Raw genomic sequence first — 24434 nt, 5'->3', positions numbered from 1 at the left:
GGTATCGGCCGGGGCCGCGGGCTGCGCCGGAACGGTTTCGGCCTCCGCCTTGCCGCTGTCGCTGCAGGCGGATAGCACCGCGCCGGCGGAGAGCACCGCGAGCGAGGAAAGGACGGTTCTACGCGACAAGGACCGAAGCATGCGAATCACCTGAACTATGTTTGGATGATGATGTTGGAATTCACGAAAAAGCGAGAGTTGGCGCGAAATAAGGCATTGCGCAGCCCAATCCAAGCGGCTTCGCCGGTCGAACCTTCACGAAACCGCGAGTTTGGCGTCAGCGTTGACGCGATCCGCGAACCGAGGCGCCGAGACGTTCCAGTGCTGCGCGTAGGCCCTCGTCCTCGATCGGCCGGACTTTTGCGGCGATGTCCGCCTTTTCCAGCGTCGTCAGAACGCGCGGCACGCGGCGCGGCGGCCTTTCGGTGGCAAGCACCGGCTTCTGGACGATGCGGATGCGGTCGACCGCCTCGAAACCGAGGAAAGAATTGACGCGGCCGATCACCTCGCCGGTCTCGTGCTGGAGATGCAGCGCCGCCAGGCCCTCGCAGGCGACGACCAGTGTCGCTGGACGGAACGGGTCGTCCTCGCCGGCGCGGCGCGGCCATTGCAGTCTTTCCGGCCGCGATTTCGCGGCGATGCGCGGGCCGACGATCTCTTCCCACGATTGGACGAGGCCAGTCGACAGGCCGGCGCGCTTGCGCAGCACCGGGTCAAGGATCGCGGCGGCGAGATCGCTGACGGGTACCGGATTGCCGAACGGCCTTTTCCCTGCCATGTGCGTTCCTTCGACCTGAGCCAGCCCAGAGCCATAACCCGACACGATGGCAACCGCCAGCCGCGCAAAACCCACAGCCAGTTCATCAAGCGCCGGCATCGCAACGCGCCTGCTGGCCTGGTACGATTCGCACCACCGCGACCTGCCGTGGCGGGTTCCACCAGCCGACCTTGCGCGCGGCGTCCGACCCGAACCTTACCATGTCTGGCTGTCCGAGGTCATGCTTCAACAGACGACAGTGGAAGCGGTGAAACCGTATTTCCGCGATTTCCTCATCAAATGGCCAACCGTGAAGGCGCTGGCGGCGGCATCGAACGAGGACGTCATGCGGGCCTGGGCCGGCCTCGGCTATTATTCGCGGGCGCGCAACCTGAAGGCCTGCGCCAATCTCGTCGCCACGCTGCCCGGCGGATTTCCCGACAGCGAGGACGGGCTGCGCGCCCTGCCCGGCATCGGCGCCTATACGGCGGCGGCGATCGCGGCGATCGCCTTTGGACGACCGGTGGCCGTGGTCGACGGTAATGTCGAGCGGGTGACTGCGCGGTTGTTCGACATCCGCACGCCGCTGCCCGACGCAAAGCCCGAAATCAAGGAGCGCGTCGCCGGACTGGTTCCCATCGCCCGGCCGGGCGATTTTGCCCAGGCGATGATGGATCTCGGTGCAACCATCTGCACACCGAAACGGCCACGCTGCATGCTCTGCCCGCTGCGCGAGGACTGCCGTGCGATCCTGACCGGTGACCCCGAACTGCTGCCCCTGAAAGCGCCGAAAGCCGACAAGCCGAAGCGGAGCGGCATCGCCTATGTCGCTATCCGCAGCGACGGTGCGGTGCTGATGCGCACGCGCGCGGAAAAAGGGCTATTGGGCGGCATGACCGAGGTGCCGACCACCGGTTGGAGCGAGGGGCGCGGCGGCAATGGTGGCGATTCGCACCCGCCGCTCGCCGCGGATTGGCGGCGCGCCGGCGCCATCACGCATGTGTTCACGCATTTTGCGCTCGACCTTGAGGTCCGGCGGGCCGAGTTCGGGAGGATCACGGCGCCGCCAGGCCACCGCTGGGTCGCCGCCGCCGAGATTGCCGGCGAGGCTTTGCCCACGGTCATGAAAAAGGCTATCGAGGCCGCCATTCCCGGCGCGACCAAGAAGCTCCGATCCGCAACCTGAGGTTCCCATGAGCGAAGTCCGTCATATCGTTTTCGACATCGGCAAGGTGCTGATCCACTACGACCCGGACCTGGCTTTCAGCCGGCTGATACCGGACCACACGGAGCGCCGATGGTTCTTCGAGAACGTCTGCACCCCGGACTGGAATATCGAGCAGGACCGCGGCCGCAGTTGGGAGGAAGCGGAAGCGCTGCTGATCGCAAAACACCCGGCGCATGAGGACAACATCCGCAATTTCCGCCGCAACTGGCACGAGATGGTGCCGCATGCCTATGACGACAGCGTCGGGATCATGGAAGGGCTGATCGACAGCGGCCATGACGTGACCATGCTTACCAATTTCGCCTCCGACACTTTTGTCGAGGCGCGAAAACGGTTCGATTTCCTTAACCGGCCGCGCGGCGTGACGGTTTCGGGCGATGTGCGCATGATCAAGCCGGAGCGCGGCATCTACCAACATCACGTCGCGACGTTCAGGCTGGAGCCGGCCGCTTCGCTGTTCATCGACGACAGCCAGAAGAATGTGGACGGTGCGATAGCGGCGGGCTGGCAGGCGGTGCTGTTCACGGATGCGGCGACACTGCGCAAGGACCTTGCCGCGCGGGGCATTCAGGCATGAGCGATCCGGTCGACGTGCTGCGGCGCTTCCACGACGCTGTCAACGCCCAGGACTACGAGGTCATCGAAGGCTTTTTCGCCGACGATGCGATCTATGGCTCGGTCAAGGTCGGCGCGCTCGCGGGCAAGGCAGCGATCCTGGCGGCTTTTCGCAAATATTTCGCGGAATACCCTGATCAAGTCGCCCATGACGACAATTTCGAAAAACTCAGCGAGGCGTCGGCCAAATCGAGGTGGCATCTGGAAGCAACCAGCGCAACGACCGGTGAAAGGCTGATCCGCCGGGGCGAAGAGACAATTTTCCTCAACGCGGATGGCAAGATCGAACGCGTGGACGTGCGCGACATCTGAGGACGAGAGGACGAACGGGCGTTGTACTGAACTGTCCGGCGCGGCCCCTCACTGCCCTGCCAGGCATCTCTCCCCGCAAGCGGGGAGAGAAAAGGCTTGTCACGCCCCTGCCCGCTCCATCCCGAGGCGGGCGATGCGGCGCAACTCGTCGATCGCGGTAAGTCCGCCATTGCGCTCATAGTGCCAGAACGTCCAGCCGTTGCAGGCGTCGAGCCCTTGCACCTGCGCGCCGACACGATGGATCGAGCCGACGCGATCGCCGGCCGCCAGCGTTCCGTCAGCGCGGACCTTCGCCACCCACCGCTTGCGCGCGTCGTAGAGGAAGGTGCCGGGACGCACGATGCCGGCGTCGATCAGGCTGACGAAGGCGACACGCGGCTCGGCGCGCTTGCCGGTCATGATCGAAAGATCGACCGACGGCATGGGCACCACGGCGTCGATGCGCTGGCGCGCGGCGTCGATATAGGACTGTTCGCGCTCGATGCCGACGAAATGGCGGCCGAGGCGTTTTGCCACCGCTCCCGTCGTGCCCGAGCCGAAGAACGGGTCGAGGACCACGTCACCCGGCTTAGTGGAGGACAGCATGACGCGGGCCAGCAGCGCCTCGGGCTTCTGCGTCGGATGCAGCTTTTCGCCGTTGTCGTCCTTCAGCCGCTCTGACCCGGTGCAGATCGGGAACAGCCAGTCGGAACGCATCTGAACATCGTCATTGGCCGCCTTCAGCGCGTCGTAGTTGAAGGTGTAGCCTTTTGCGCTGGCGTCGCGGGAAGCCCAGATCATCGTCTCGTGCGCATTCTGGAAACGGCGGCCGCGGAAATTCGGCATCGGATTGGTTTTTCGCCAGACGATGTCGTTGAGGACCCAGAAGCCCAGATCCTGCATGATCGCGCCGACACGAAAAATGTTGTGATAGGAGCCGATCACCCAGATCGTGCCGCTCGGCTTCAGCACGCGGCGGGCGGCGAGCAGCCAGGCGCGGGTGAAGGCGTCGTAGGCGGCAAAATTCTCGAACCGGTCCCAATGGTCGTCCACCGCGTCGACCTTGGACTGGTCGGGCCGGTGGAGGTCGCCGTTGAGCTGGAGATTGTAGGGCGGGTCGGCGAAGATCACGTCGACCGACTTTTCCGGCAGCCTTTCCAGCGCCGCCACGCAGTCGCCCCGGATGATCGTATCCCGCCAGGGCACCTCCTCCTGATGGAAGGAGGGAGCGGCAAAGGACTGCAACGCCTGCATGCTGTTACCCGAATACGCGTGACTTTTTACCCGCCGTTATGGTTACCGTTTCGCGTAAATTTTTAATGAAGCGATCAAAGGACTTATCACGCTTTCTCGCCCGCGATTTGCTCCGCCCGGCCCGCTGGTGTATGAGCCGTGCGCAAGCGGCTTCCGCTTCTTCCTCCCCAAAAACTCCGGACGACATGACCAAGCCAGACCTCGTTATTTTCGACTTCGACGGAACGCTCGTCGATTCCGAGATCATCGCCGCCCGCATCGAGGCGGATTTGCTGACCAAGGCCGGGTTCCCGATCACCGGCGAGGAGATCAGCGAGCGTTACGCCGGCCTGACCTTCAAGGACATCATGCTGCGCATCGAGGAGGAGGCGCATGTGCCGCTGCAGGCCTCGCTGATCGGCGAGGCGGAGGTGCTGGTCGACCGCCGCCTGCGCGCCGACGTGCGGGCGATCGATGGCGCCCGAGGCGCTGTCGCCGGCGTCGAGACGGCCAAGTGCATCTGCTCCAATTCGCGCACGGAGCGGATCCTGTTCATGCTGGAAAAGACCGGGCTGGACAGGTTCTTCGGCAAGGACGACGTGTTCTCGGCGCTCAGCACGCCAAGCGGCAAACCCAAGCCCGCGCCCGACGTCTTTCTCCATGCGGCGAAGCACTACGGCGCCGATCCGGCCAACACCTTTGTCATCGAGGATTCGGTGCATGGCATCCACGCCGCAAAGGCCGCCGGGATGCGGGTCATCGGCTTCACCGGTGCCGCGCATTCCTATCCGGGCCACGCGGACGTGCTGACCGACGCCGGCGCGGAAACCGTCATCCGCCGCTGGGCGGATTTCAAAGGCGTGGTTGCGGCGCTGTCGGAGTGGTCGGAGGTTTGACCGGCCGCTTATTCGGTGTCCGCCGCCTTCTTCTTCGGCGGGCCTTCGTCAAAGCCGGCATAGATGCGGATGTTGCGGACCGTCGGGTCGGGCAGGCTGATGTTCGGGTCGTTGACGACGAACTGCGTGGCGGCCGTGGCGTCGGTGACGGCAACCTGATGCTTCTTCAGTTCGGAATAAACGATGGTCTCGCCCTGCATGACGACCACGCGAACCGGCATGGTGAGGGTGCCCGGCGCACCGGCAGGCCCGGGGACGACCTTGCCGGCGACGGCAACGTCGAGGTTCAGCATGCCGTTGGAGCGTGTGCAACTCCTGGTCACATCGGCGATCGACGCCTGGTAGAGCAGCTTGGCCGGGTCGTCCTGCCCGCCCTTGGCATAGGTGTTGAAATAGGCAGTCCCGTCGCGCAGATTGACCAGCGGGCAATAGCCGCGCAACTCGCTTTCCAAAACCTTCTCCGTCGGCGGCTTCGGCGCGTCCTTGTTGCCGCCTCCAAGCACCGAGCCGCTGTCGCCGGACTGGCAGCCGGCGACGGCAAGCATAAAGCCGGCAAGCATCAGGCCCGGCACGATATGACGGTCAGCCAAACGAAACTCCATAAGCTGCTCTTCCCACCCGCGAAGCAGTTGCTCTATAGCAACCGCGCGTCCGAAATGCGACCGGCAGAGCGGCATTTTGCACAAACCGGCCCGAACCGGGACAGCGGCAGGAGCATGTGAACGATGAGATATGTCAGCACCCGCGGAAACGCGCCGGACCTCGGGTTCTCCGACGCGGTCCTTTCCGGCCTGGCGCGCGACGGCGGCCTCTACGTTCCCGCCGAATGGCCGACGCTGTCGGCAAAAGAAATCCGCTCGCTGCGCGGACGCCCCTATGCCGACATCGCCATCAGGCTGCTGACGCCCTATCTCGGCGGCGAGATCGACGGGCCGACCTTCGAGAAGATCGTGCGCGAAGCCTATGCCACGTTCCGTCACGACGCCGTTTGCCCCCTCGTCCAGACCGGCGGCAACACTTTCGTCCTCGAGCTTTTCCACGGCCCGACGCTGGCCTTCAAGGACGTGGCGATGCAGCTTCTGGCGCGGTTGATGGACCACATCCTCGCCGAGCGCGGCGAGCGCGCAACGATCACCGCTGCGACCTCCGGCGACACCGGCGGCGCGGCAATCGAGGCCTTCGCGGGCCGCGACCGCACCGACATCTTCGTGCTGTTCCCGCACGGCCGCGTCTCGCCGGTGCAGCAGCGACAGATGACCACTTCCAAGGCGACGAACGTCCATGCGCTGTCGATCGAAGGCAATTTCGACGACTGCCAGGGCCTAGTGAAGGACATGTTCAACGACCACCGGTTCCGCGACGGCGTCTCGCTGTCGGGGGTGAACTCGATCAACTGGGCGCGAATCATGGCCCAGATCGTCTATTATTTCACCTCGGCGCTGTCGCTCGGCGCGCCCGACCGGCCGGTCTCCTTCACCGTGCCGACCGGCAATTTCGGCGATATCTTCGCCGGCTACGTCGCCAAGAAGATGGGCCTGCCGATCGACCGGCTGGTGATCGCCACCAACGACAACGACATCCTCGCGCGCACCCTGTCGTCTGGCGAATACCGGACGCGCGGGGTAGTCGCCACCGCTTCGCCGTCGATGGACATCCAGGTGTCTTCGAATTTCGAGCGCCTGCTCTACGAGGCCTGCGGCCGGGACAGTGCGGAGGTCGTGCGCAACATGAACGGGCTAAAACAGTCCGGTGGCTTTTCCATCGGCGCAGGCGCGTTGGCCGCGATCCGCGCGGATTTCAACGCCGGGCGATCTTCGATGGACGAGACGGCGCGGACCATTGCCGGGACATTGAAGTCCGCCGGCTATCTTCTCGACCCGCATACGGCCACCGCCGTCCACGTCGCGTCGAAGCAGGCGACCGACAGCCCGATGATCGTGCTCGGCACGGCGCATCCGGCGAAATTTCCCGACGCGGTCAAGGCGGCATCCGGCGTGATGCCCGCTTTGCCCGACTGGCTCTCCGGACTGATGGAAGCGGAGGAAAAATACACGGTACTTCCCTCCGACCTCAAAATGGTGGAAGATCATGTTAGCCGTCTTGCACGGGCGGCGCGTCAGGGAGTCTGAGCTACATGGATGTTGAGGTGAGCCGTCTGTCGAACGGCCTGACAGTCGCGACCGAAACTCTTCCAAGCATCGAAACCACAGCTTTAGGCATTTGGGTCAAGTCCGGCGCCCGCAACGAGCGAGCCGAGGAACACGGCATGGCGCACCTTCTGGAGCACATGGCGTTCAAGGGCACCGGTGGCCGCAGCGCCTTCCAGATCGCTTCAGAGATCGAGAATGTCGGGGGCGAGATCAACGCGGCGACCAGCGTCGAGACGACGTCCTTCTACGCCCGCGTGCTCGCGGACGACGTGCCGCTGGCCGTCGATATCCTTGCCGACATATTGCAGGATTCGAGCTTCGATCCCGACGAACTGGAGCGCGAGCAGAACGTCATCCTCCAGGAGATCGGCGCCGCCCACGACACACCCGACGACATCGTCTTCGACCATTTCACCGAAACCGCCTACCGCAACCAGACGATCGGCCGCTCGATCCTGGGCACGCCCGAAACGGTGCAGTCCTTCACCTCGCAGCAACTGCGCGGTTTCATGGACCGGCAGTACAACGCTGAGGACATGGTTGTGGTGGCCGCCGGCGACATCAAGCACGACGTTTTCGTGCGCGACGTCGAGAAAAAGCTCGGCGGCTTTCGTCCCAAATCGGAAAGCACCGTGCCCCAGGCGGCGAATTATGTCGGCGGCGATTACCGCGAGGAACGCGACCTGATGGATGCGCAGGTGGTGCTCGGCTTCGAGGGCCGCGCCTATCATGTGCGCGATTTCTACGCCTCGCAGGTCCTGTCGATGATCCTCGGCGGCGGCATGTCGTCGCGCCTGTTCCAGGAAGTGCGCGAGAAACGCGGCCTCTGCTATTCGGTCTATGCGTTCCACTGGGGTTTTTCCGACACCGGCATCTTCGGGATCCATGCCGCCACCGGCTTGAGCGATATCGGCAAGCTGGTGCCGGTCATCATCGAGGAATTGCAGAGGGCCGGCGAACAGATCGAGCAGTCGGAACTCGACCGGGCGCGCGCCCAGTATCGGGCCGGGCTGATCATGTCGGCCGAGAGCGCCGCCAGCCGCGCCTCGCAGATCGCCCGCCAGATCCTCTTGTTCGGCCGGCCGATCGCCAAGGAAGAACTGATGGGCCGGCTGTCGGCGCTGACCGTCGAGCGGCTTACCGACCTTTCCGCCCGCATGTTCTCCACCGTGCCGACGGTGACCGGCGTCGGGCCGGTCGGCACGCTCGCCTCCTACGACCAGATCCGCGACTCGCTTGCCGGCAGCGCTCCCGTGCTGCGGAAGCTCGCGGTTTGATCTGATGCATGATCGCGCTCCCGTTCTTCCGCCGCGACCTGCCGTCGCTGAGAGGTGAACGCGTCGCGCTGAGGATGCCGGTTGCCGGCGACTATCGCGAATGGGCCGCACTGAGAGCAGAGAGCCGCCGGTTCCTCGAACCGTGGGAGCCACGCTGGGCCTCCGATGAACTGGAATGGCCGGCCTGGCGCCAGCGCCTAGCGCGCTACCGCGATGATTTCAATCAGGGTACCGGCGCGGCGTTCTTCATCTTCGAAATCGTTTCGGGCAGGCTGATGGGCGGCATCACCATTGGCAATGTCCGCTATGGCGTCGCCCAGAGCGGGCAGATCGGCTACTGGATCGGCGAGCGTTACGCCGGCCTGGGCTACATGCCGGAGGCGCTTCGCCTCGTCGCCCACTACGCCTTCGATACGCTCAGGTTGCACCGCATGGAGGCAGCCTGTATCCCCGACAACTCGCGCTCCATACGCGTGCTTGAAAAAGCCGGATTCCGGCGCGAGGGACTGCTGCGATCCTATCTCAGGATCAATGGCATCTGGCACGACCACTATCTTTATGCCTTGATCGCGGATGATCCCGGCATGACCACCGCGAAGGACTGATTTTTGCGTTTTTCTCTACGAACAGGTCCCCTGATCGCGCTCATCGCCGCGTTCCTGCTCGGCCTGCCTGCGGTTTCGCCCGGCTATGCGATCGAGCCCATCAAGATCGCGCGCGACGACGTGGCGCTGGACCTTTCGGGCGCGGTGCAGATCTACCGCAACCAGGGTCAGAATTTTCAGGTTTCCACGGCTCCCGGCCCTGACGGCATCGTGCGCCGTATCGAGGTCGAGGCCAACGACGCACGTTCCAGCGGCGACTGGGGCGTGTTCGCGCTTGCCAACACCACCGACCAGCAGATCGACAGGCTCATCGTCGCGCCGCATTTCCGGCTGGTAAATTCCGGCCTGTTCTGGCCCGACTTGGGATCGAGCCGCATCGCCGCGATCACCCCTAGCGAAGGTTTTGCGCTCGACCGCCAGGTGAGCCAGGATGCAGACGTGTTCCAGGTGACGCTCGACCCTGGCGCCGTGGTCACGTTCATCGCTGAGCTGGCCTCGCCGCGCCTGCCGCAGGTCTATCTGTGGGCGCCGGAAGCCTACAAGGACTCCGTCAATTCCTACACGCTCTACCGGGGCATCGTCATCGGCATCGCCGGGCTGCTCGCGCTGTTCCTCACCATCTTGTTCGTGGTCAAGGGAACGTCGATGTTCCCGGCCACGGCAGCGCTGTCCTGGGCGGTGCTCGCCTATATCTGCGTCGACTTCGGCTTCGTGAACGAGGTCATCGACATTGCACCCGGCAACCAGCAAATCTGGAGGGCTGGCACCGAGGTGGCGCTGGCCGCGACCTTTGTCGTCTTCCTGTTCGCCTATCTCAACCTCAACCGCTGGCACGGCCATTTCAGCTATGGAGCGCTGCTGTGGATCGCCGGGCTGTTGCTGATCGCCGGCGTCGCCGTCGTCGATCCGGCGGTCGCGGCGGGAATAGCGCGCGTATCGTTCGCGGCGACTGCCGTGGTCGGCCTCGGCCTGATCATCATGCTTGGCTTCCGCGGTTATGACCGGGCGATCATGCTGGTGCCGAGTTGGGTGATGGTGCTGGCCTGGCTCACCGCCTCATGGATGGCGATCACCGGCGTGCTGAACAACGACATCGTCCAGCCGGCGCTCGGCGGCGGCCTCATCCTCATCATCCTTCTGATCGGCTTCACCGTCATCCAGCACGCCTTCGCGGGCGGGGCGCTGCATCAAGGCCTGTTCAGCGATCTCGAACGCCAGGCGCTGGCGGTGGTCGGCTCAGGTGACATAGTCTGGGACTGGGACGTGCTGCGCGACCGGGTGACGACCCGCCCTGATGTCAGCACCCAGCTCGGCCTGCCACCGAACAGCCTCGGCGGGCCGGCGCGCAACTGGTTGCCGGTGCTGCACGCCGACGATCGCGACAGTTTTCGCACAACGCTGGACGTCGTGCTGGAGCACCGGCGCGGCCGCGTTATCCAGAATTTCCGTCTGCGCGGCGCCGACGGCCACTATCACTGGTTCTCGCTGCGGGCGCGGCCGGTGGTCGGCTCGGACGGCGAGGTGATCCGCTGCGTCGGCACGCTGGTCGACGTCACCGAGCAGAAGAAATCCGAGGAGCGGCTGCTGCACGACGCCGTGCACGACAATCTCACCGGCCTGCCCAACCGCGAATTATTCCTGACCCGCCTCGACGCCATCATCTCGGTCGCCAAGACCGAGCAGGCCGTGCGCCCCACCGTGCTGATCATCGATATCGACCGCTTCAAGCAGGTCAATGACGGGCTGGGGATTTCCGCCGGCGATACGATCCTGCTGACCATCGCCCGCCGCCTCCATCGCCTGATCAAGCCCTCGGACTCGCTTTCGCGGTTTTCCGGCGACCAGTTCGCCTTCATGCTGCTTTCCGAACAGGACCCGGCACGCATCGCCGCCTTCGCCGACGCAATCAAGCAGGCGATCCGCGCGCCTGTGAATTTCGCCAAGCGCGAGATCGTGCTGACTGCCTCTATCGGCCTGGTGAGCTGGACCGCCGCGCAAGGGGCCGCGACCGACATGGTCAAGGACGCCGAACTCGCCATGCAGCAAGCCAAACGCTTCGGCGGTGACCGCATCGAGCCCTTCCGCCCGGCCTTCCGATCCGTCGGCACAGATCGTGTCCAGCTCGAATCCGACCTGCACCGCGCCGTCGAGCGCAAGGAACTGACCTTGGTCTACCAGCCGATCGTGCGGCTTGAGGACCGCTCGGTCGCCGGCTTCGAGGCCCTGCTGCGCTGGGATCACCCGCGCCGGGGCGCCATTCCCCCGTCTGACTTTATTCCGGTCGCGGAAACCAGCGGACTGATCGTCCAACTCGGCCTTTTCGCCATGCAGCGCGCCGCCGAGGATCTGGCGGGCTGGCAGAAGCAGATCGGCGACACGCCGCTGTCGGTCTCGGTCAACCTGTCCAGCCGGCAGCTCTTGCGGCGCGACCTTGTCAGCGACGTGAAGTCGGTAGTGGCGCGCGCCAACATCAAGCCGATCTGCTTCCGTCTTGAACTCACCGAGTCACTGGTGATGGACAATCCCGAGCAGAGCGCGCATGTGCTCAACAAGCTGAAGAAGCTCGGCATCGGCCTGTCGATCGACGACTTCGGCACGGGATATTCGTCGCTTTCCTACCTGACCCGTTTTCCGTTTGACACGATCAAGATCGACAAGAGCTTTCTCGACGATCCCTCGCCGAAGCGCGCCGTGCTCTTGAAATCCATGGTCAACATGGCCCACGAACTCGGCATGTCGGTGGTGGCCGAGGGCATATCGGACGAGCGCGACGCGCTGGAACTCAGGCAGATGGGCTGCGAATATGTGCAGAGCTACATGTTCGGCGCGCCGATCCAGGCCGACGCCGTGCTGAGGATGCTGAAGGAGCAGTACCCCGTCGCTCAGGCGTGACCGGCGACCGGGCTCAGATGCGCCAGATCGATGCCGAGCGAGGCGATGACGCGGTCGTATTTACGGTCCATGTCGGCGTCGAAGAGCAGGTCAGGGAGCGCCGGGCAGGTGAGCCAGCCGTTCTCCTGGATTTCCCGTTCAAGCTGGCCGGCGCCCCAACCGGAATAGCCAAGCGCCATCAGCGCCTTGCTCGGCCCCCTGCCCTTGGAGATGGCGCGCAAGATGTCGATGGTGGCCGTCAGGCAGATGTCCGTCGACACCGGCAGCGAGGATTCCACCTTGTAGTCGCCACTGTGCAGCACGAAGCCACGGCTGCGGTCGACCGGCCCGCCATTGCGCACGACGAAATTGCGCGCGGAATCGGGAAGGCGGATCACTTCCTTCTCGTCCATAATACCGAGCTGGACGAGGAGATCCGGGAACAGCATCTGCTGGGCCTGGTTGATGATCAGCCCCATGGCGCCTTCCTCGCTGTGGGCACAGATATAGATGACCGAACGCGTGAAGCGGTCATCCTTCATGCCAGGCATGGCGATCAGGAAGTGCCCGTCCAGGAACCCCCGCTTGCCCGCGGCGGCTTTGTGCTTGAGAAGGTCCATGCCCGTAAGGTAGCGTTTTTTTTGCCCGCTTGAAAGACGGCTTTGTGCGGCGCGACATCGACAATTCAGATGCTGTCACGCAAATATGACCGGCGCCGGACGGCGCCACGTTGCAAAAGCGGTTTGGCGGCGGCAAACCACGCACATGATTTTCTGGCATATCTCCCTCGCCTCAGCGGCGATCATGGCCGGCCTTGCAGGTGCGGCCTCGGCATCGTCCAGTCCCTGGATCGACGTGCAGGGCGCGCGCGTCCGGTTGGTTACCAGCGGCAATCCTGATAACGACGGCGTGCTGCGCGGGGCGCTCGAAATCAATCTCGTACCGGGGTGGAAGACGTATTGGCGCGATCCAGGCGACGCGGGTGTGCCGCCGATGATCGACGTGACGGCAAGCACGAACATCAAAAGCGCCGACCTGGATTTCCCCGCTCCCGAACGCCACGACGAGGGCGATTTTTCTTGGGCGGGTTACGACCGGCCGGTCAGCCTGCCGGTCAGCTTCAGGTTGGAGGACGCAACCAAGCCTGTGTCGGTCCGGGCAAGCATCTTCCTCGGCGTCTGCGAGACGATCTGCGTGCCGGTGAAGGCCGACATCGCGATCGATCCGGCCGCCGATCCCGACAACCCGGATGATGCGACAACAGTGTCGGCCGCATTGGCCAGTCTCCCCGCGCCGGCAACAGCGGATTTCGGCCTTCGGATCGTGAGGGTCGAAGACGGCAAGCTGATCGTCGAAGCGGTCTCTCCCGACGTCGGCAAGAATGCCGATGTCTTCATCGCCGCGGAAGAAGGGTATTCCTTCGAGGAACCGAAACGATCGCAGAAGGATGGCCGGACCTATTTCACCATGGAGGCGACACGGCCCGACACACATCCGTCATCCGGCGGGCTGCATTACACGCTGGTGACGGACGCGGGCGCGGTGAGTGGCATTCTTCCGTATTTCTGAGCGATCACCTTTCAAACGGCCGGGCGGGCTACGAATGTCGCGGATTGCGGAAAAACCCGAGACCGCGTAATCCGGCGCGGTCTTCCCAGAAACAAGATCGAGGAAACCATGACGATATCCGTTGGCGACAAACTGCCCGAGGCAAGCTTCAAGGTCCTGACCGCGGACGGCGCCAAGACGCTGACCACGTCCGAAGTGTTCTCCGGCAAGAAGGTCGTGCTTTTCGCCGTTCCCGGCGCCTTCACGCCGACCTGCAGCAACAACCACCTGCCGGGCTATCTCGAGAACCATGACGCCATATTGGGGCGCGGTGTCGACGCAATCGCGGTGCTTGCCGTCAACGATCATCATGTCATGGCCGCCTGGGCGCGCTTCACCGGCGCCGAAGGCAAGATCCTGTTCCTGGCGGACGGCAATGGCGATTTCGTCAAGGCGATCGGCCTCGACCTGGATCTCAGCGCCGGCGGCCTCGGCCTGCGCTCCAAGCGTTTTTCGATGATCGTCAATGACGGCAAGGTCGAGGCGCTCAACATCGAGGACGCTCCCGGCCAGGCGGTGACTTCGGGCGCTGCGCGGCTGCTCGAACAGCTCTGAGACCGCGATCCGCCAATCCTGTGCCCATGCGGGTCGCGAGCCTAGCCCAGATACTCTCAATAGAGGACGGAATTGTTCGACTGGCGTTCGACCTTTCTGGCAGCAAGGCCGATTATTTGCTGATCGATCGGCCTCGCGACTCCACTGCCCAGCGCGGCCTCTTCGATGGTCATGATCACTATGTCGAGCTCAAGGGTCAGTTTTTCGGTTGCTATGACGGGTTGGCTGAGTTCAAGGTGATCGCAGAAAATGAAATTGAGCTTGGCTTGTCCTACGAGGTAGCTGGCGTCGGTGCGAAACTTACAGTCGTAACGTCGGCACCGATGTCGAAAGACATCCTGTCTTATTTGAAGCAGTTGAGCCGCTGAAGGATGTCGATCGACAGGCTGTTGATTTATGGGTCCGCAGTGTAAGTCGATACGCTCAATAACTCTGGGTCGAGCGCCGCGGCTTTCGCGGCGCCGGCTTGGTCGGTGAACCTGCCGAGACAGCAGCCGGACGCGGCTTTGCGGGCGCTGAAGCAAGCGCGACCTCTGGCAGGCGCGACGATTTCTTCTTGAACGGTGCCATGCCCATGCGGGCAAGTTCGTCCGCCCGTTCGTTCTCGACATGGCCGGCGTGACCCTTGACCCAGTGCCAGACCACCTTGTGGCGGCGGGTCGCCTCGTCCAGCGCCTGCCACAGTTCGGCATTCTTCACAGGCTGTTTCGAGGCGGTCTTCCAGCCGTTCTTCTTCCAGCCATGGATCCAGCTCGATATGCCGTCGCGGACATAATTGCTGTCCGTGTAAAGATCGACCGTGCATGGCTCCTTGAGGGCATTCAGGCCTTCGATCGCGGCCATCAGCTCCATGCGGTTGTTGGTCGTCTCCGCCTCACCGCCGGACAGTTCCTTCACCGTGCCATTGAAGCGCAGAATCGCACCCCAGCCACCCGGACCGGGATTACCGGAGCACGCGCCATCGGTGAACATCTCGATCTGCTTCACAAGCCGTACTCCGTCGCCGAGCGGATCTGCCGGTGGAAACGCAGTCGGCGGATGAATTCGTGGGGGTCGCGCTTCTGCACCAGCGCGCCGTCGGGGATGGTAAGCCAGTCGTAGAGGCGCGTCAGCATGAAACGCAAGGCCGAGCCCCGCGCCAGCAACGGCAGAGCGTCGACCTCGGCTCCTTCGAGCGGCCGCACGCTTCGGTAGCCAGCCAGCAGCGCCGTACTCTTGGTGATGTTGTAGGATTGGTCCTTCTCGAAGCACCAGGCATTCAGGCAGGTGGCTAGGTCGTAGGCATAAAAATCGTTGCAGGCGAAGTAGAAGTCGATCAGCCCCGACAGTTTCTGGCCGAGGAAGAACACGTTGTCCGGGAAAAGGTCGGCATGGATGACCCCCGACGGCAACTCCTTCGGCCAGTCGCGCGTCAGCTCGAAAAAGTCCTTGTCCACCTCGGCGACCAGCCCCGGCTCAACTTCGTCGGCACGGTCGCGCGCACCGGCCCAGAGTTTCCGCCAGCCGTCGATCTGCAAGGCGTTCGGCCTTGTCAGCGGGAAGTCGGCACCGGCGACATGCAGCGCCGCCAACGCCTTGCCGACCTCGCGGCATTGGGCAACGGTTGGCCGGCGCATCCACATGCCTTCAAGGAACGTGATGAGCGCCGCCGCGCGGCCCGCAACCTCGCAGATGACGGCGCCGTCCCTGCGATGCACCGGCAAGGGGCAGACGATGCCCTTCCTAGCCAGATGGTCCATCAGGCCGAGGAAGAACGGCAGATCATCCCGCTCCACCCGCTTCTCATAGAGCGTCAGGATGTAGGCGCCGGTCGAAGTGTGCAGCAGATAGTTGGAGTTCTCCGAGCCCTCGGCGATCCCTTTGTAGGAAAGGAGTTCACCGACGTCGTAATGCGCGAGGAAGGCCTGGAGTTCTCCTTCCGAAACATCGGTGTAGACGGCCATTCTCTATCTGTTTCCGTTCACGAAGGCCATGTCGGCCGCTGTCAGTTCCACGTCGCGGAGCGCCCGCATAACCGGAAAGTTCTCGAGTTCCGTCGCCGTGATGGCGAGATCGACCGTCACGTCGAAGCGCGCCCGGAAAGCGTCGATGATCTCGTCGACGATGATCTCCGGCGCCGACGCGCCTGCCGACAGGCCGAGCGTCGAGATTTCGCCGATCTCGTCCCACGGAATTTCAGAGGCACGCTGGACAAGAAGCGACATCTTTGCACCGGCGCGCTCGGCCACTTCGACCAGCCGCTTGGAATTGGATGAGTTCGGCGCACCGACGACGAGGAAAAGATCGGAGCCGGGGGCGGCTTCCTTTACCGCTTCCTGGCGATTGGTCGTCGCGTAGCAGATCGATTCGGCCGCCGCCGCATGAAGCTCCGGAAAGCGCTCCTGAAGCGCGCGGATCAGGCCGGCGGTATCCTCGACCGACAGCGTCGTCTGGGTGACAAAGCCCAGCGCCGAAGGGTCAGCAGGCTCCAGGGCTGCCACGTCAGCCTCCGTCTCGATCAGCGTGACGGCGCCCTCCGGCAACTGGCCCATTGTGCCGATGACCTCCGGATGACCGGCATGGCCGATCAGCAGTACATGGCGGCCGAGACGCTGGTGGCGCATGGCCTGCTTGTGGACTTTGGAGACCAGCGGGCAGGTCGCGTCGAGATAGAACAGATTGCGCTCCACCGCGTCCGCAGGCACCGACTTCGGCACACCATGCGCAGAAAAGACGACCGGCGCGTCGCGATGCTCCGCCGGGATCTCATGCAGTTCCTCGATGAACACCGCGCCGAGTTGCTGGAGCCCTTCCACGACGTAGCGGTTGTGCACGATCTCGTGGCGGACATAGACCGGCGCGCCATACTTCTTCAGCGCCAGCACGACGATCTGAATGGCACGATCCACGCCCGCGCAAAAACCGCGCGGCTGGCAGAGCCGGATCGTCAATGGGGGCTTGATGGCGGGTGCGAGCATGGTTGTTTTCCGGCGCCGACTTGAAGGGTCGACCCCTGCCCTGTCAAGGCATCGCGGCGTCGCGTGGCTTGCGGCGGCCATAGAGCCACAGGAAGACGACGCCGACGAGTGCTGCCGCAAGCCCGTACCAGGTAAGCGCATATTGCAGATGGTTGTTGGGCAGGTCGATCATGGTCACGCCGCCGATCGGCAGGCCGCCGGGGTTCGGCGTCGAATCGGCGTCGATGAAGAAGGGAAGCACTGTCGCCCGGCGCGGTAGGCCCGCCGTTGCCGCCATGACGTCCAGATCTTTCCAGTAGAAGATGTTCTTTGCCGGGTCGTTGTCGGGGACCAGATATGACGGCTTTCCATCCAGTGGATTGCGGGACAGACCCTTCACGGTCACCTCACCTTCGATCGCCGAAGCGGGCCGCGTGGCTGGCTCCTTCAACTCATACGGCACGAAACCGCGATTGACGAAAACGAAGCGTCCATAGGGCAGCCTCAGCGGTGTGTAGATGTAGAAGCCGGAGCGCCCTTCGTAGGTCGCGAAGAAGTGCCGCTCGGCGCCGTTGACGAAGGTGCCGCGCACCTCGACCGGCCAGTAATCGACATCGCCGCCCCTCCGGAACTGGGCATCGATCGCATCGACCGAGGACGGCGGAGACGAGACGCGCTGCTGGATGGTGGCGATCAGCCCGTCCTTCCATTGCAGCCGCTGCAATTGCCAACTGCCAAGGGCGACGAGCGCGGCGAAGGCAATCAGCGCCAACACCATCAGCAACCACGGGACCGGCCTGTCGGCACGCTTTGTCTTTGCGGCCATCTTCACTCCGGCCGGTCGAGCCGGCCTTCCGCCGCCTTGTTGCGATATTGCAAGGTGATCAGGACACCCTTGATGAGGCGAAGCGCCGTGAGACATAGGGCGATGGTCAACGGAATCCAAAGGATGAAATGCAGCCAGAGCGGCGGATTGAGCGTGACCTCCATCCACAGCGCCAGGCCGACGACGACGAAGCCGATGATGAGGATGACGAACACCGCCGGCCCGTCGCCGGCATCCGCGAAGGAATAGTCCAGGCGGCAAACGCCGCAGCGCGGCGCGATGGTAAGGAAGCCGGAGAACAGCCGCCCCTCGCCGCAGCGCGGGCAGCGGCCCTTCAGACCAGCGCCGATAGGGTCAACGGGCGGCCAGTGTGCCTTGTCTTCTGACACCTCCAAATCTCCTTCGCCTCGCCAGACAGATTGGCGCCTTTGGCTATCTTACCGTTCGCCGAAAAGTTTTCGACTTTCATATCTCCAAAAAGCCAAAGGGCGGCCATGTTTCCATGACCGCCCTCGTCTTTATCACCAGAGGCTCAATGCCCGTGCGCGATGGTCGCTCCGGTCGACGCCCAGACATAGATGCTGGCGAACAGAAACAGCCAGACCACGTCGACGAAATGCCAGTACCAGGCAGCCGCCTCGAAGCCGAAATGCTGCTTCGGCGTGAAATCGCCCCGCATCGCCCGGAGCAGGCAGACCAGCAGGAAAATCGTGCCGATGATGACATGGAAGCCGTGGAAGCCGGTCGCCATGAAGAAGGTCGCGCCGTAGATCGAATCCTTGAAGCCGAACGGCGCGTGTATGTATTCGTAGGCCTGCACGAAGGAGAACAGCAGGCCGAGCGCCACGGTGAGAACGAGGCCGTTGACCAGGCCCTTGCGGTCACCGTGGATGAGCGCGTGGTGCGCCCAGGTCACCGTCGTGCCCGACAGCAGCAGGATGATCGTGTTGTAGAGCGGCAGGTGGAAGGGATCGAGCACCTCGATGCCCTTCGGCGGCCAGACCCCGCCGGTGAACTCGGCGCGGGCATATTGATGCACCTCGTTGGGGAACAGGCTGGCGTCGAAGAAAGCCCAGAACCAGGCGACGAAGAACATCACCTCCGAGGCGATGAACATGATCATGCCGTAGCGCAGATGCAGCGACACGACGCGGGTGTGGTGACCCTCATGCGCTTCCTTGATCGTGTCCGACCACCAGGAGAACATGGTGTAGAGCACCACTAGGAGCCCGATCGCGAAGATGAAGTAACGGGCACTGGAAAGCTCGAGCCCGAACAGATGCAGGCTGCCGCCCTTCATGTACTGCATCCAGGCAACGCCGCCGACCGCCATGAGCAGCGCACCGACTGAGCCGATGAACGGCCACGGGCTGGGGTCGATGATGTGGTAGTCGTGGTTCGGTTTCGCGTGCGCGTCTGCCATGTCAGCCCCCGATATTTTCGTCGGCAGTTTTACCGGTCTTGCTGGTCGCGTCCACCGCCTTCGCGGGCGCCGGCTCGACCGGGAAGAGGGTGTAGGAAAGGGTGATCGTCTTCATGTTCTTCAGTTCCGGCACGTCGTCTATCGCCGGATCAACGTAAAACACAACCGGCATCTTCAGCGTCTCGCCGCCCTTCAGCGTCGTGTCGGTGAAACAGAAGCATTCGACCTTGTTGAAATAGGCGCCGGCCAGTTCCGGCGTGACGTTGAAGGTCGCGCGGCCCGCCGACGGCCGGTCAAACAAATTGGTTGCCTGGTAGGCGATCTCAGTCGTCTCGCCGATCTTCATGGTGACGTCGCGCTGCACCGGCTGGAAGTCCCACGGCACCCCGCCCGCGACATTGGCGTCGAAACGCACCGTGATCTGGCGGTCGAGAATACGGTCGGAATACTGCGTGACCCGCTGGGTCGTCCCGCCATAACCGGTCAGTTGGCAGAACATCGCATAGAGCGGCACCGCGGCATAGGCAGCGCCCACCATGCCTGCGAAGAACGCGATGCAGACCGCCGCGACCATGCGGTTCGAGCGTTGCGTCCTGACGTCGAGGGTGGGCGTCGCGCCAGTCATCGTTCAGAAGCTCCGCTCGATGACCGCTGGCCCCAGGCGTACTATGCTGACCGCATAGACGACGAGGACGAAAGCGCCGAGCGCCAGCGCAATCGCGAGCGATCGGCTGCGACGTGCCTTGAGCTGTGCTTCGGTCGGCTTGACGGTCTCGAGTTCCATGTCCGCTATACTCCAGGCATCGCCAGCGCGCGCTCGATGAGCTTGTCGGCCAGATAGGCGGCGAAGATCGCGAACAGATAGAGCAGCGAATAGGCGAACAGCATTTTTGCCGGCCGCATCACGCGGTCGGCGTCGGCCATGCGCAACACCTGCCAGGCGTACCAGACGAAACCAGCCCCGAGGATCGCGGCAACGACGCCATAACCAGCGCCCACATAGCCCAGAACCCAGGGCAGCACACCGACCATGGCGACCACCACCGAATAGGCGAAGATCTGACGGCGGGTGGAGGCCACGCCCGCCACGTTAGGCATCATCGGGATGCCGGCGCGCCCATATTCGTCCGCCTTGAACAAAGCCAGCGCCCAGAAATGCGGCGGCGTCCACAGGAAGATGATCAGGAAAAGAACGATCGGCTCAAGGCTTACGGAACCGGTCGCGGCAACCCAGCCGATGATCGGCGGGAAGGCGCCGGCCGCGCCGCCGATGACGATGTTCTGCGGCGTCCAGCGCTTCAGCCACATGGTGTAGACGACGGCATAGAAGAAAATGGTGAAGGCCAGCAGCGACGCCGCCAGCCAATCGACCAGCACGCCGAGCGCCATGACGGAGAGGGCCGAGAGCACAAGGCCGAAGGCGAGCGCCTCGCCCGGCCGGACGCGGCCAGCGGGAACGGGCCGGCCGGCGGTGCGCTTCATCAGCGCATCGATGTCGGCGTCATACCACATGTTGAGCGCGCCTGACGCGCCGGCGCCGATGGCAATCGACAGGATCGCGGTCATCGCGATGAGCGGGTTGACGGAGACCGGCGCGGAAACAAGGCCGACGAAAGCAGTGAACACCACCAGCGACATCACGCGCGGCTTGAGCAGCGCGAAGAAATCGCTGGCCGTCGCTTCCGACATACCGGCGTTGCCTTCCTCCAAAGCTGTTTTTCCGACGAAAGCCATGCGTAAGAAGTTCTTTTCCGTTTGGCTGCGACCGCCGGTTCTTCGCCGGCGGTCAGCGGTCTTTCAAGCGGCCGTCACTTGATCCTGGGCAGTTCCGACCACTGATGGTAGGGCGGAGGCGACGAGAGCTGCCATTCCAGCGTGGTAGCGCCCTCTCCCCACGGATTGGCGCCGGCGATGCGCTTCTTCGAGAATGCCTCGAAGATACCATAGAGGAACACGAACACGCCGATGAACGACAAATACGAGCCGTAGGACGACACCATGTTCCAGCCGGCGAAGGCATCCGGATAGTCGATGTAGCGGCGCGGCATGCCGGCGAGGCCGAGGAAATGCTGCGGGAAGAACACCAAGTTGACGCCGACGAAGGTGATCCAAAAATGGGTCCGCGCGATGAACGGGGAATACATGTAGCCGGTCATCTTCGGGAACCAGTAGTACCATCCGGCGAAGATGGCGAACACCGCGCCCAGCGACAGCACGTAGTGGAAGTGGGCGACCACGTAGTAGGTGTCGTGCAGCGAGCGGTCGAGACCGGCATTGGCGAGCTGGACGCCCGTCACGCCGCCGACGGTGAACAGGAAGATGAAGCCGATCGCCCACAGCATCGGCGTGCGCATGGAGATCGAGCCGCCCCACATGGTGGCGATCCAGGAGAATATCTTCACGCCCGTCGGCACCGCGATGACCATCGTGGCGAAGACGAAATAACGCTGCGTGTCGAGCGAGATGCCGGTCGTGTACATGTGGTGCGCCCACACGACAAAACCGACCGCGCCGATCGCGACCATGGCGTAGGCCATGCCGAGATAGCCGAACACCGGCTTCCTGGAGAAGGTCGAGATGATGTGGCTGACGATGCCGAAGCCGGGGAGGATCAGGATGTAGACCTCGGGGTGACCGAAGAACCAGAACAGGTGCTGGAACAGGATCGGATCGCCGCCGCCGGCCGGATCGAAGAAAGTCGTGCCGAAGTTGCGGTCGGTAAGCAGCATGGTGATGCCGCCCGCCAGCACCGGCAGCGACAGCAGCAGCAGGAAGGCGGTGATCAGCACCGACCAGGCAAACAGCGGCATCTTGTGCAGCGTCATGCCCGGGGCGCGCATGTTGAAGATAGTGGTGATGAAATTGATCGCGCCGAGAATCGAGGACGCCCCGGCGATATGCAGCGAGAGAATCGCCAGATCCATGGCCGGACCGGGCTGGCCGGAGGTCGACAGCGGCGGATAGATCGTCCAGCCACCGCCGACACCGTAGGCACCGGCCGCGCTCGGCACGAAGGCCGAGAGGATGAGCAAGATGAAGGCGGGCGGCAGCAACCAGAACGAGATGTTGTTCATGCGCGGGAATGCCATGTCCGGCGCGCCAATCATGATCGGCACCATCCAGTTGGCGAAGCCGCCGATGAGGGCCGGCATGACCATGAAGAAGATCATGATCAGCGCGTGCGCGGTGGTGAAGGCGTTGTACATGCTCTTGCCGCCGTCGACCGCCGCGTCTCCAGTCACGCCATAGACCATCTCGGCGAGGCCGGTGAAGATCTGGATGCCCGGCTCGGCCAGCTCCCAGCGCATCATCACAGACAGGAAACCGCCGACGATGCCGGCCATGATCGCGAAGATCAGGTAGAGCGTGCCGATGTCCTTATGATTGGTCGAATAGACCCAGCGGACCCAGCCATGCGGCTTGTGTTCAGCATGATGGTCGTCGTGAGCTGCAGCGCCTGCCATGTTCCGCTCCGTTCCCTAATCCTTGGTACTTGCCGCGCCTTGCGTCAGTTTCCGGCGACCGAAACCGCCTGCGGCTCGTCGACCTGCGCCATCAGCGCCTTATTGGCACCGTTCAGGTCAGTACGGGCGGCGGTCAGCCACGTATTGTACTGCGCATCCGAGACGACGCGGATGGCGATCGGCATGAAGGCATGGTCCTTGCCACAGAGTTCGGAGCACTGGCCGTAATAGAGGCCTTCCTTCTCGGCATTGAACCAGACCTCGTTGATGCGGCCCGGCACGGCGTCGGTCTTGATACCGAAGGCCGGCATTGCGAAGGCATGGATGACATCGGATGCCGTCACCAGCACGCGGACTGTGGTCTTGACCGGCACGACAACCTCGTTGTCGACGGCGAGCAGGCGCGGATATTTCGCCTTGTCCTCCTTGCCGGCGGCGGCGCGGTCGCCGTCCTGCAAGATCGCCGCATTGAAGGAAAGCGGCTGCTCAACCTGATATTCGTAGTCCCAGTTCCACTGGTTACCGGTCGCCTTGATGGTGAGCTTGGCTTCTTCCGGCGGATTATACTGGGCCGTGAGCAACTGGAACGAAGGGACCGCCAGCGCCAGCAGCACGACCACAGGGCCGACGGTCCAGATGACCTCGATCAGCGTGTTGTGGCTGGTCCGCGACGGGGTAGGGTTCACGCTCGCCCGGAATTTCACGATACAGTAAGCCAGAAGCGCCAGCACCAGCAGCGTAATCGGAACAATAAACCACAGCGTGTAGCGCTCGAACCATTCGATCTGTTCCATGATGGGCGTTGCCGCTTCCTGGAAACGCCACTGCCAAGGGTGCGGCTGGTCGGCCATAGCAGCCGCAGCCGATCCAAGGATGAGTGCCGAAGCGCCGGCGCCGGTCAGGATTCTCTTCATCACCCTCTTCAACTCCCTTCGATGCCCGTCGCGCATCGACATGGTCCCGGGACGGAATCCCGAGCGCCGGTTTTGGTGGTTCAAACCATACTCTGTTTCCGACCGCAAGGAAGGAGGGCGGGGCAGTCTGCGGCATTTTTGCGCGCGCCGCTCGACGCGGGAATGGCGAAATCCGTTCAAAACGGCGTCGGGGCTGGTCGGACCCAACACTTGTCCTATAGTTGCCATCATTGCGGCGGAAAGCGCCTTGATTCGCAACGGAGCCTCCATGAGACCCGGCCTTTCAAAAGCCCTGGCCACCCTTCTGGGTGCCGCGACCCTTTTTATCGCCCTGCCCGCTTCTGCCCAGCAGAGCGGCAAGGTGAAGGAAACCCATGGCGCCTGGTCGATCATCTGCGACACGCCGGCCGGCGCCACCGCCGAGCAATGCGTGATGATGCAGAACGTCATCGCCGAGGACCGTCCCGAGATGGGCCTGTCCGTCGTCGTGCTGCGCACCGCCGACAACAAGGCCGAGATCCTGCGCGTGCTGGCTCCGCTCGGCGTGCTGCTGCCCAACGGGCTCGGTTTGAACGTCGATGGCAAGGACATCGGCCGCGCCTATTTCGTGCGCTGCTTCGGCGACGGCTGCTACGCCGAGGTCATCCTCGAAAAGCCGCTGCTCGACACGCTGAAGACCGGCAAGGCCGCGACCTTCATCGTCTTCCAGACACCCGAGGAAGGCATCGGCATTCCGGTCGATCTTTCGGGATTCGGCGAGGGTTTTGCCGCGCTGCCTTGAGCGC

Annotated in this window: 27 protein-coding genes; 12 read left to right on the top strand and 15 right to left on the bottom strand. The window is 63.5% G+C overall.

All coding sequences use genetic code 11. The features are described 5' to 3' along the window. Positions 1 to 277 precede the first annotated feature (277 nt). Positions 278 to 778 (bottom strand): DUF721 domain-containing protein, encoded by a 501-nt coding sequence (locus ACH196_RS17000; protein WP_396648090.1) that lies wholly within the window; start codon positions 776 to 778, stop codon positions 278 to 280. A gap of 46 nt (positions 779 to 824) precedes the next feature. Here ACH196_RS17000 and ACH196_RS16995 point away from each other — a divergent pair, with 46 nt between their 5' ends. The 3 genes from ACH196_RS16995 to ACH196_RS16985 are packed head-to-tail and all read left to right on the top strand — an operon-like array spanning position 825 to position 2912. Then, entirely contained in the window at positions 825 to 1943 is a 1119-nt protein-coding gene (locus ACH196_RS16995; RefSeq protein ID WP_396648089.1) for an A/G-specific adenine glycosylase, read from the top strand. A 7-nt stretch (positions 1944 to 1950) separates the two neighbouring features. Beyond that, positions 1951 to 2562 carry an HAD family hydrolase gene (locus ACH196_RS16990; RefSeq protein ID WP_396648088.1) on the top strand — a complete coding sequence of 204 codons (612 nt, stop codon included), beginning with the start codon at positions 1951 to 1953 and terminating at the stop codon, positions 2560 to 2562. Then, on the top strand, positions 2559 to 2912 hold the full coding sequence (locus ACH196_RS16985) for a nuclear transport factor 2 family protein (RefSeq protein ID WP_396648087.1): 354 nt from the start codon (positions 2559 to 2561) through the stop codon (positions 2910 to 2912). The genes ACH196_RS16990 and ACH196_RS16985 overlap by 4 nt, the downstream gene beginning before the upstream one ends. A 99-nt stretch (positions 2913 to 3011) precedes the next feature. Here the strand turns inward: ACH196_RS16985 and ACH196_RS16980 are convergent, their stop codons facing one another. Further along, positions 3012 to 4145, bottom strand: coding sequence for a site-specific DNA-methyltransferase (locus ACH196_RS16980; RefSeq protein WP_396648086.1), 1134 nt, complete (start codon positions 4143 to 4145; stop codon positions 3012 to 3014). A gap of 185 nt (positions 4146 to 4330) precedes the next feature. Here ACH196_RS16980 and ACH196_RS16975 point away from each other — a divergent pair, with 185 nt between their 5' ends. After that, on the top strand, positions 4331 to 5020 hold the full coding sequence (locus tag ACH196_RS16975) for an HAD family hydrolase (RefSeq protein ID WP_396648085.1): 690 nt from the start codon (positions 4331 to 4333) through the stop codon (positions 5018 to 5020). Between the two features lie 8 nt (positions 5021 to 5028). Here the strand turns inward: ACH196_RS16975 and ACH196_RS16970 are convergent, their stop codons facing one another. Further along, positions 5029 to 5610, bottom strand: coding sequence for a hypothetical protein (locus ACH196_RS16970; protein ID WP_396648084.1), 582 nt, complete (start codon positions 5608 to 5610; stop codon positions 5029 to 5031). Between the two features lie 135 nt (positions 5611 to 5745). Here ACH196_RS16970 and thrC point away from each other — a divergent pair, with 135 nt between their 5' ends. From thrC to ACH196_RS16950, 4 genes are read left to right on the top strand one after another with little or no spacing between them, the layout of a single operon-like run. Further along, complete coding sequence (gene thrC, locus ACH196_RS16965; protein WP_396648083.1) at positions 5746 to 7149, top strand: threonine synthase; 1404 nt, start codon at positions 5746 to 5748, stop codon at positions 7147 to 7149. Between the two features lie 5 nt (positions 7150 to 7154). Continuing rightward, positions 7155 to 8447 carry a M16 family metallopeptidase gene (locus ACH196_RS16960; protein WP_396648082.1) on the top strand — a complete coding sequence of 431 codons (1293 nt, stop codon included), beginning with the start codon at positions 7155 to 7157 and terminating at the stop codon, positions 8445 to 8447. Between the two features lie 8 nt (positions 8448 to 8455). Then, positions 8456 to 9052 (top strand): GNAT family N-acetyltransferase, encoded by a 597-nt coding sequence (locus ACH196_RS16955; RefSeq protein ID WP_396648081.1) that lies wholly within the window; start codon positions 8456 to 8458, stop codon positions 9050 to 9052. Between the two features lie 3 nt (positions 9053 to 9055). Beyond that, positions 9056 to 11944, top strand: a complete 2889-nt coding sequence (locus ACH196_RS16950; protein WP_396648080.1) for an EAL domain-containing protein — start codon at positions 9056 to 9058, stop codon at positions 11942 to 11944. Here ACH196_RS16950 and ACH196_RS16945 read toward each other — a convergent pair. Further along, positions 11935 to 12543 (bottom strand): YqgE/AlgH family protein, encoded by a 609-nt coding sequence (locus ACH196_RS16945; protein ID WP_396648079.1) that lies wholly within the window; start codon positions 12541 to 12543, stop codon positions 11935 to 11937. The genes ACH196_RS16950 and ACH196_RS16945 overlap by 10 nt on opposite strands. Before the next feature lie 145 nt (positions 12544 to 12688). On the opposite strand from ACH196_RS16945, the gene ACH196_RS16940 reads away from it, so the two are divergent. The 3 genes from ACH196_RS16940 (at position 12689) to ACH196_RS16930 (ending at position 14454) form a co-directional block, all read left to right on the top strand. Then, positions 12689 to 13492, top strand: coding sequence for a protein-disulfide reductase DsbD domain-containing protein (locus ACH196_RS16940; RefSeq protein WP_396648078.1), 804 nt, complete (start codon positions 12689 to 12691; stop codon positions 13490 to 13492). A gap of 108 nt (positions 13493 to 13600) precedes the next feature. Continuing rightward, a complete protein-coding gene (locus tag ACH196_RS16935; protein WP_396648077.1) occupies positions 13601 to 14086 on the top strand; it encodes a peroxiredoxin in 486 nt (161 codons plus the stop codon). Between the two features lie 26 nt (positions 14087 to 14112). Continuing rightward, positions 14113 to 14454, top strand: a complete 342-nt coding sequence (locus ACH196_RS16930) for a hypothetical protein (RefSeq protein WP_396648076.1) — start codon at positions 14113 to 14115, stop codon at positions 14452 to 14454. 55 nt (positions 14455 to 14509) lie between these two features. On the opposite strand, the gene rnhA is transcribed toward ACH196_RS16930, so the two are convergent. The 11 genes from rnhA to coxB all read right to left on the bottom strand — a co-directional run bounded on the left by rnhA (position 14510) and on the right by coxB (position 23649). Then, complete coding sequence (gene rnhA / locus ACH196_RS16925; RefSeq protein WP_396648098.1) at positions 14510 to 15058, bottom strand: ribonuclease HI; 549 nt, start codon at positions 15056 to 15058, stop codon at positions 14510 to 14512. 11 nt (positions 15059 to 15069) lie between these two features. After that, positions 15070 to 16029 (bottom strand): homoserine kinase, encoded by a 960-nt coding sequence (locus tag ACH196_RS16920; protein ID WP_396648075.1) that lies wholly within the window; start codon positions 16027 to 16029, stop codon positions 15070 to 15072. Positions 16030 to 16032: 3 nt separating this feature from the next. Further along, complete coding sequence (ispH, locus tag ACH196_RS16915) at positions 16033 to 17043, bottom strand: 4-hydroxy-3-methylbut-2-enyl diphosphate reductase (protein WP_396648074.1); 1011 nt, start codon at positions 17041 to 17043, stop codon at positions 16033 to 16035. A 43-nt stretch (positions 17044 to 17086) separates the two neighbouring features. Beyond that, a complete protein-coding gene (locus ACH196_RS16910; protein ID WP_396648073.1) occupies positions 17087 to 17848 on the bottom strand; it encodes an SURF1 family protein in 762 nt (253 codons plus the stop codon). Positions 17849 to 17850: 2 nt separating this feature from the next. After that, positions 17851 to 18237: a DUF983 domain-containing protein gene (locus ACH196_RS16905; protein ID WP_396648072.1), complete on the bottom strand. Its 387-nt coding sequence runs from the start codon at positions 18235 to 18237 to the stop codon at positions 17851 to 17853. Positions 18238 to 18380: 143 nt separating this feature from the next. Next, positions 18381 to 19271 (bottom strand): cytochrome c oxidase subunit 3, encoded by an 891-nt coding sequence (locus ACH196_RS16900; RefSeq protein ID WP_396648071.1) that lies wholly within the window; start codon positions 19269 to 19271, stop codon positions 18381 to 18383. 1 nt (position 19272) lies between these two features. Next, positions 19273 to 19896 (bottom strand): cytochrome c oxidase assembly protein, encoded by a 624-nt coding sequence (locus ACH196_RS16895; protein ID WP_396648070.1) that lies wholly within the window; start codon positions 19894 to 19896, stop codon positions 19273 to 19275. 3 nt (positions 19897 to 19899) lie between these two features. Further along, positions 19900 to 20055: a hypothetical protein gene (locus ACH196_RS16890; protein ID WP_396648069.1), complete on the bottom strand. Its 156-nt coding sequence runs from the start codon at positions 20053 to 20055 to the stop codon at positions 19900 to 19902. A gap of 5 nt (positions 20056 to 20060) precedes the next feature. Further along, complete coding sequence (locus tag ACH196_RS16885) at positions 20061 to 21005, bottom strand: heme o synthase (RefSeq protein WP_396648068.1); 945 nt, start codon at positions 21003 to 21005, stop codon at positions 20061 to 20063. 74 nt (positions 21006 to 21079) lie between these two features. Further along, complete coding sequence (ctaD, locus tag ACH196_RS16880) at positions 21080 to 22735, bottom strand: cytochrome c oxidase subunit I (RefSeq protein ID WP_396648067.1); 1656 nt, start codon at positions 22733 to 22735, stop codon at positions 21080 to 21082. Positions 22736 to 22779: 44 nt separating this feature from the next. Beyond that, positions 22780 to 23649, bottom strand: a complete 870-nt coding sequence (coxB, locus tag ACH196_RS16875; protein ID WP_396648066.1) for a cytochrome c oxidase subunit II — start codon at positions 23647 to 23649, stop codon at positions 22780 to 22782. Between the two features lie 268 nt (positions 23650 to 23917). Here coxB and ACH196_RS16870 point away from each other — a divergent pair, with 268 nt between their 5' ends. Further along, positions 23918 to 24430 (top strand): invasion associated locus B family protein, encoded by a 513-nt coding sequence (locus ACH196_RS16870; protein ID WP_349004308.1) that lies wholly within the window; start codon positions 23918 to 23920, stop codon positions 24428 to 24430. Positions 24431 to 24434 lie beyond the last annotated feature (4 nt).

The organism is Mesorhizobium sp. IMUNJ 23232 (genome assembly GCF_044326205.1).
GTDB lineage: Bacteria > Pseudomonadota > Alphaproteobacteria > Rhizobiales > Rhizobiaceae > Kumtagia.
Note: the sequence above shows the minus strand (reverse complement) of the source record. Positions and strands in the feature narration are given on the sequence as shown.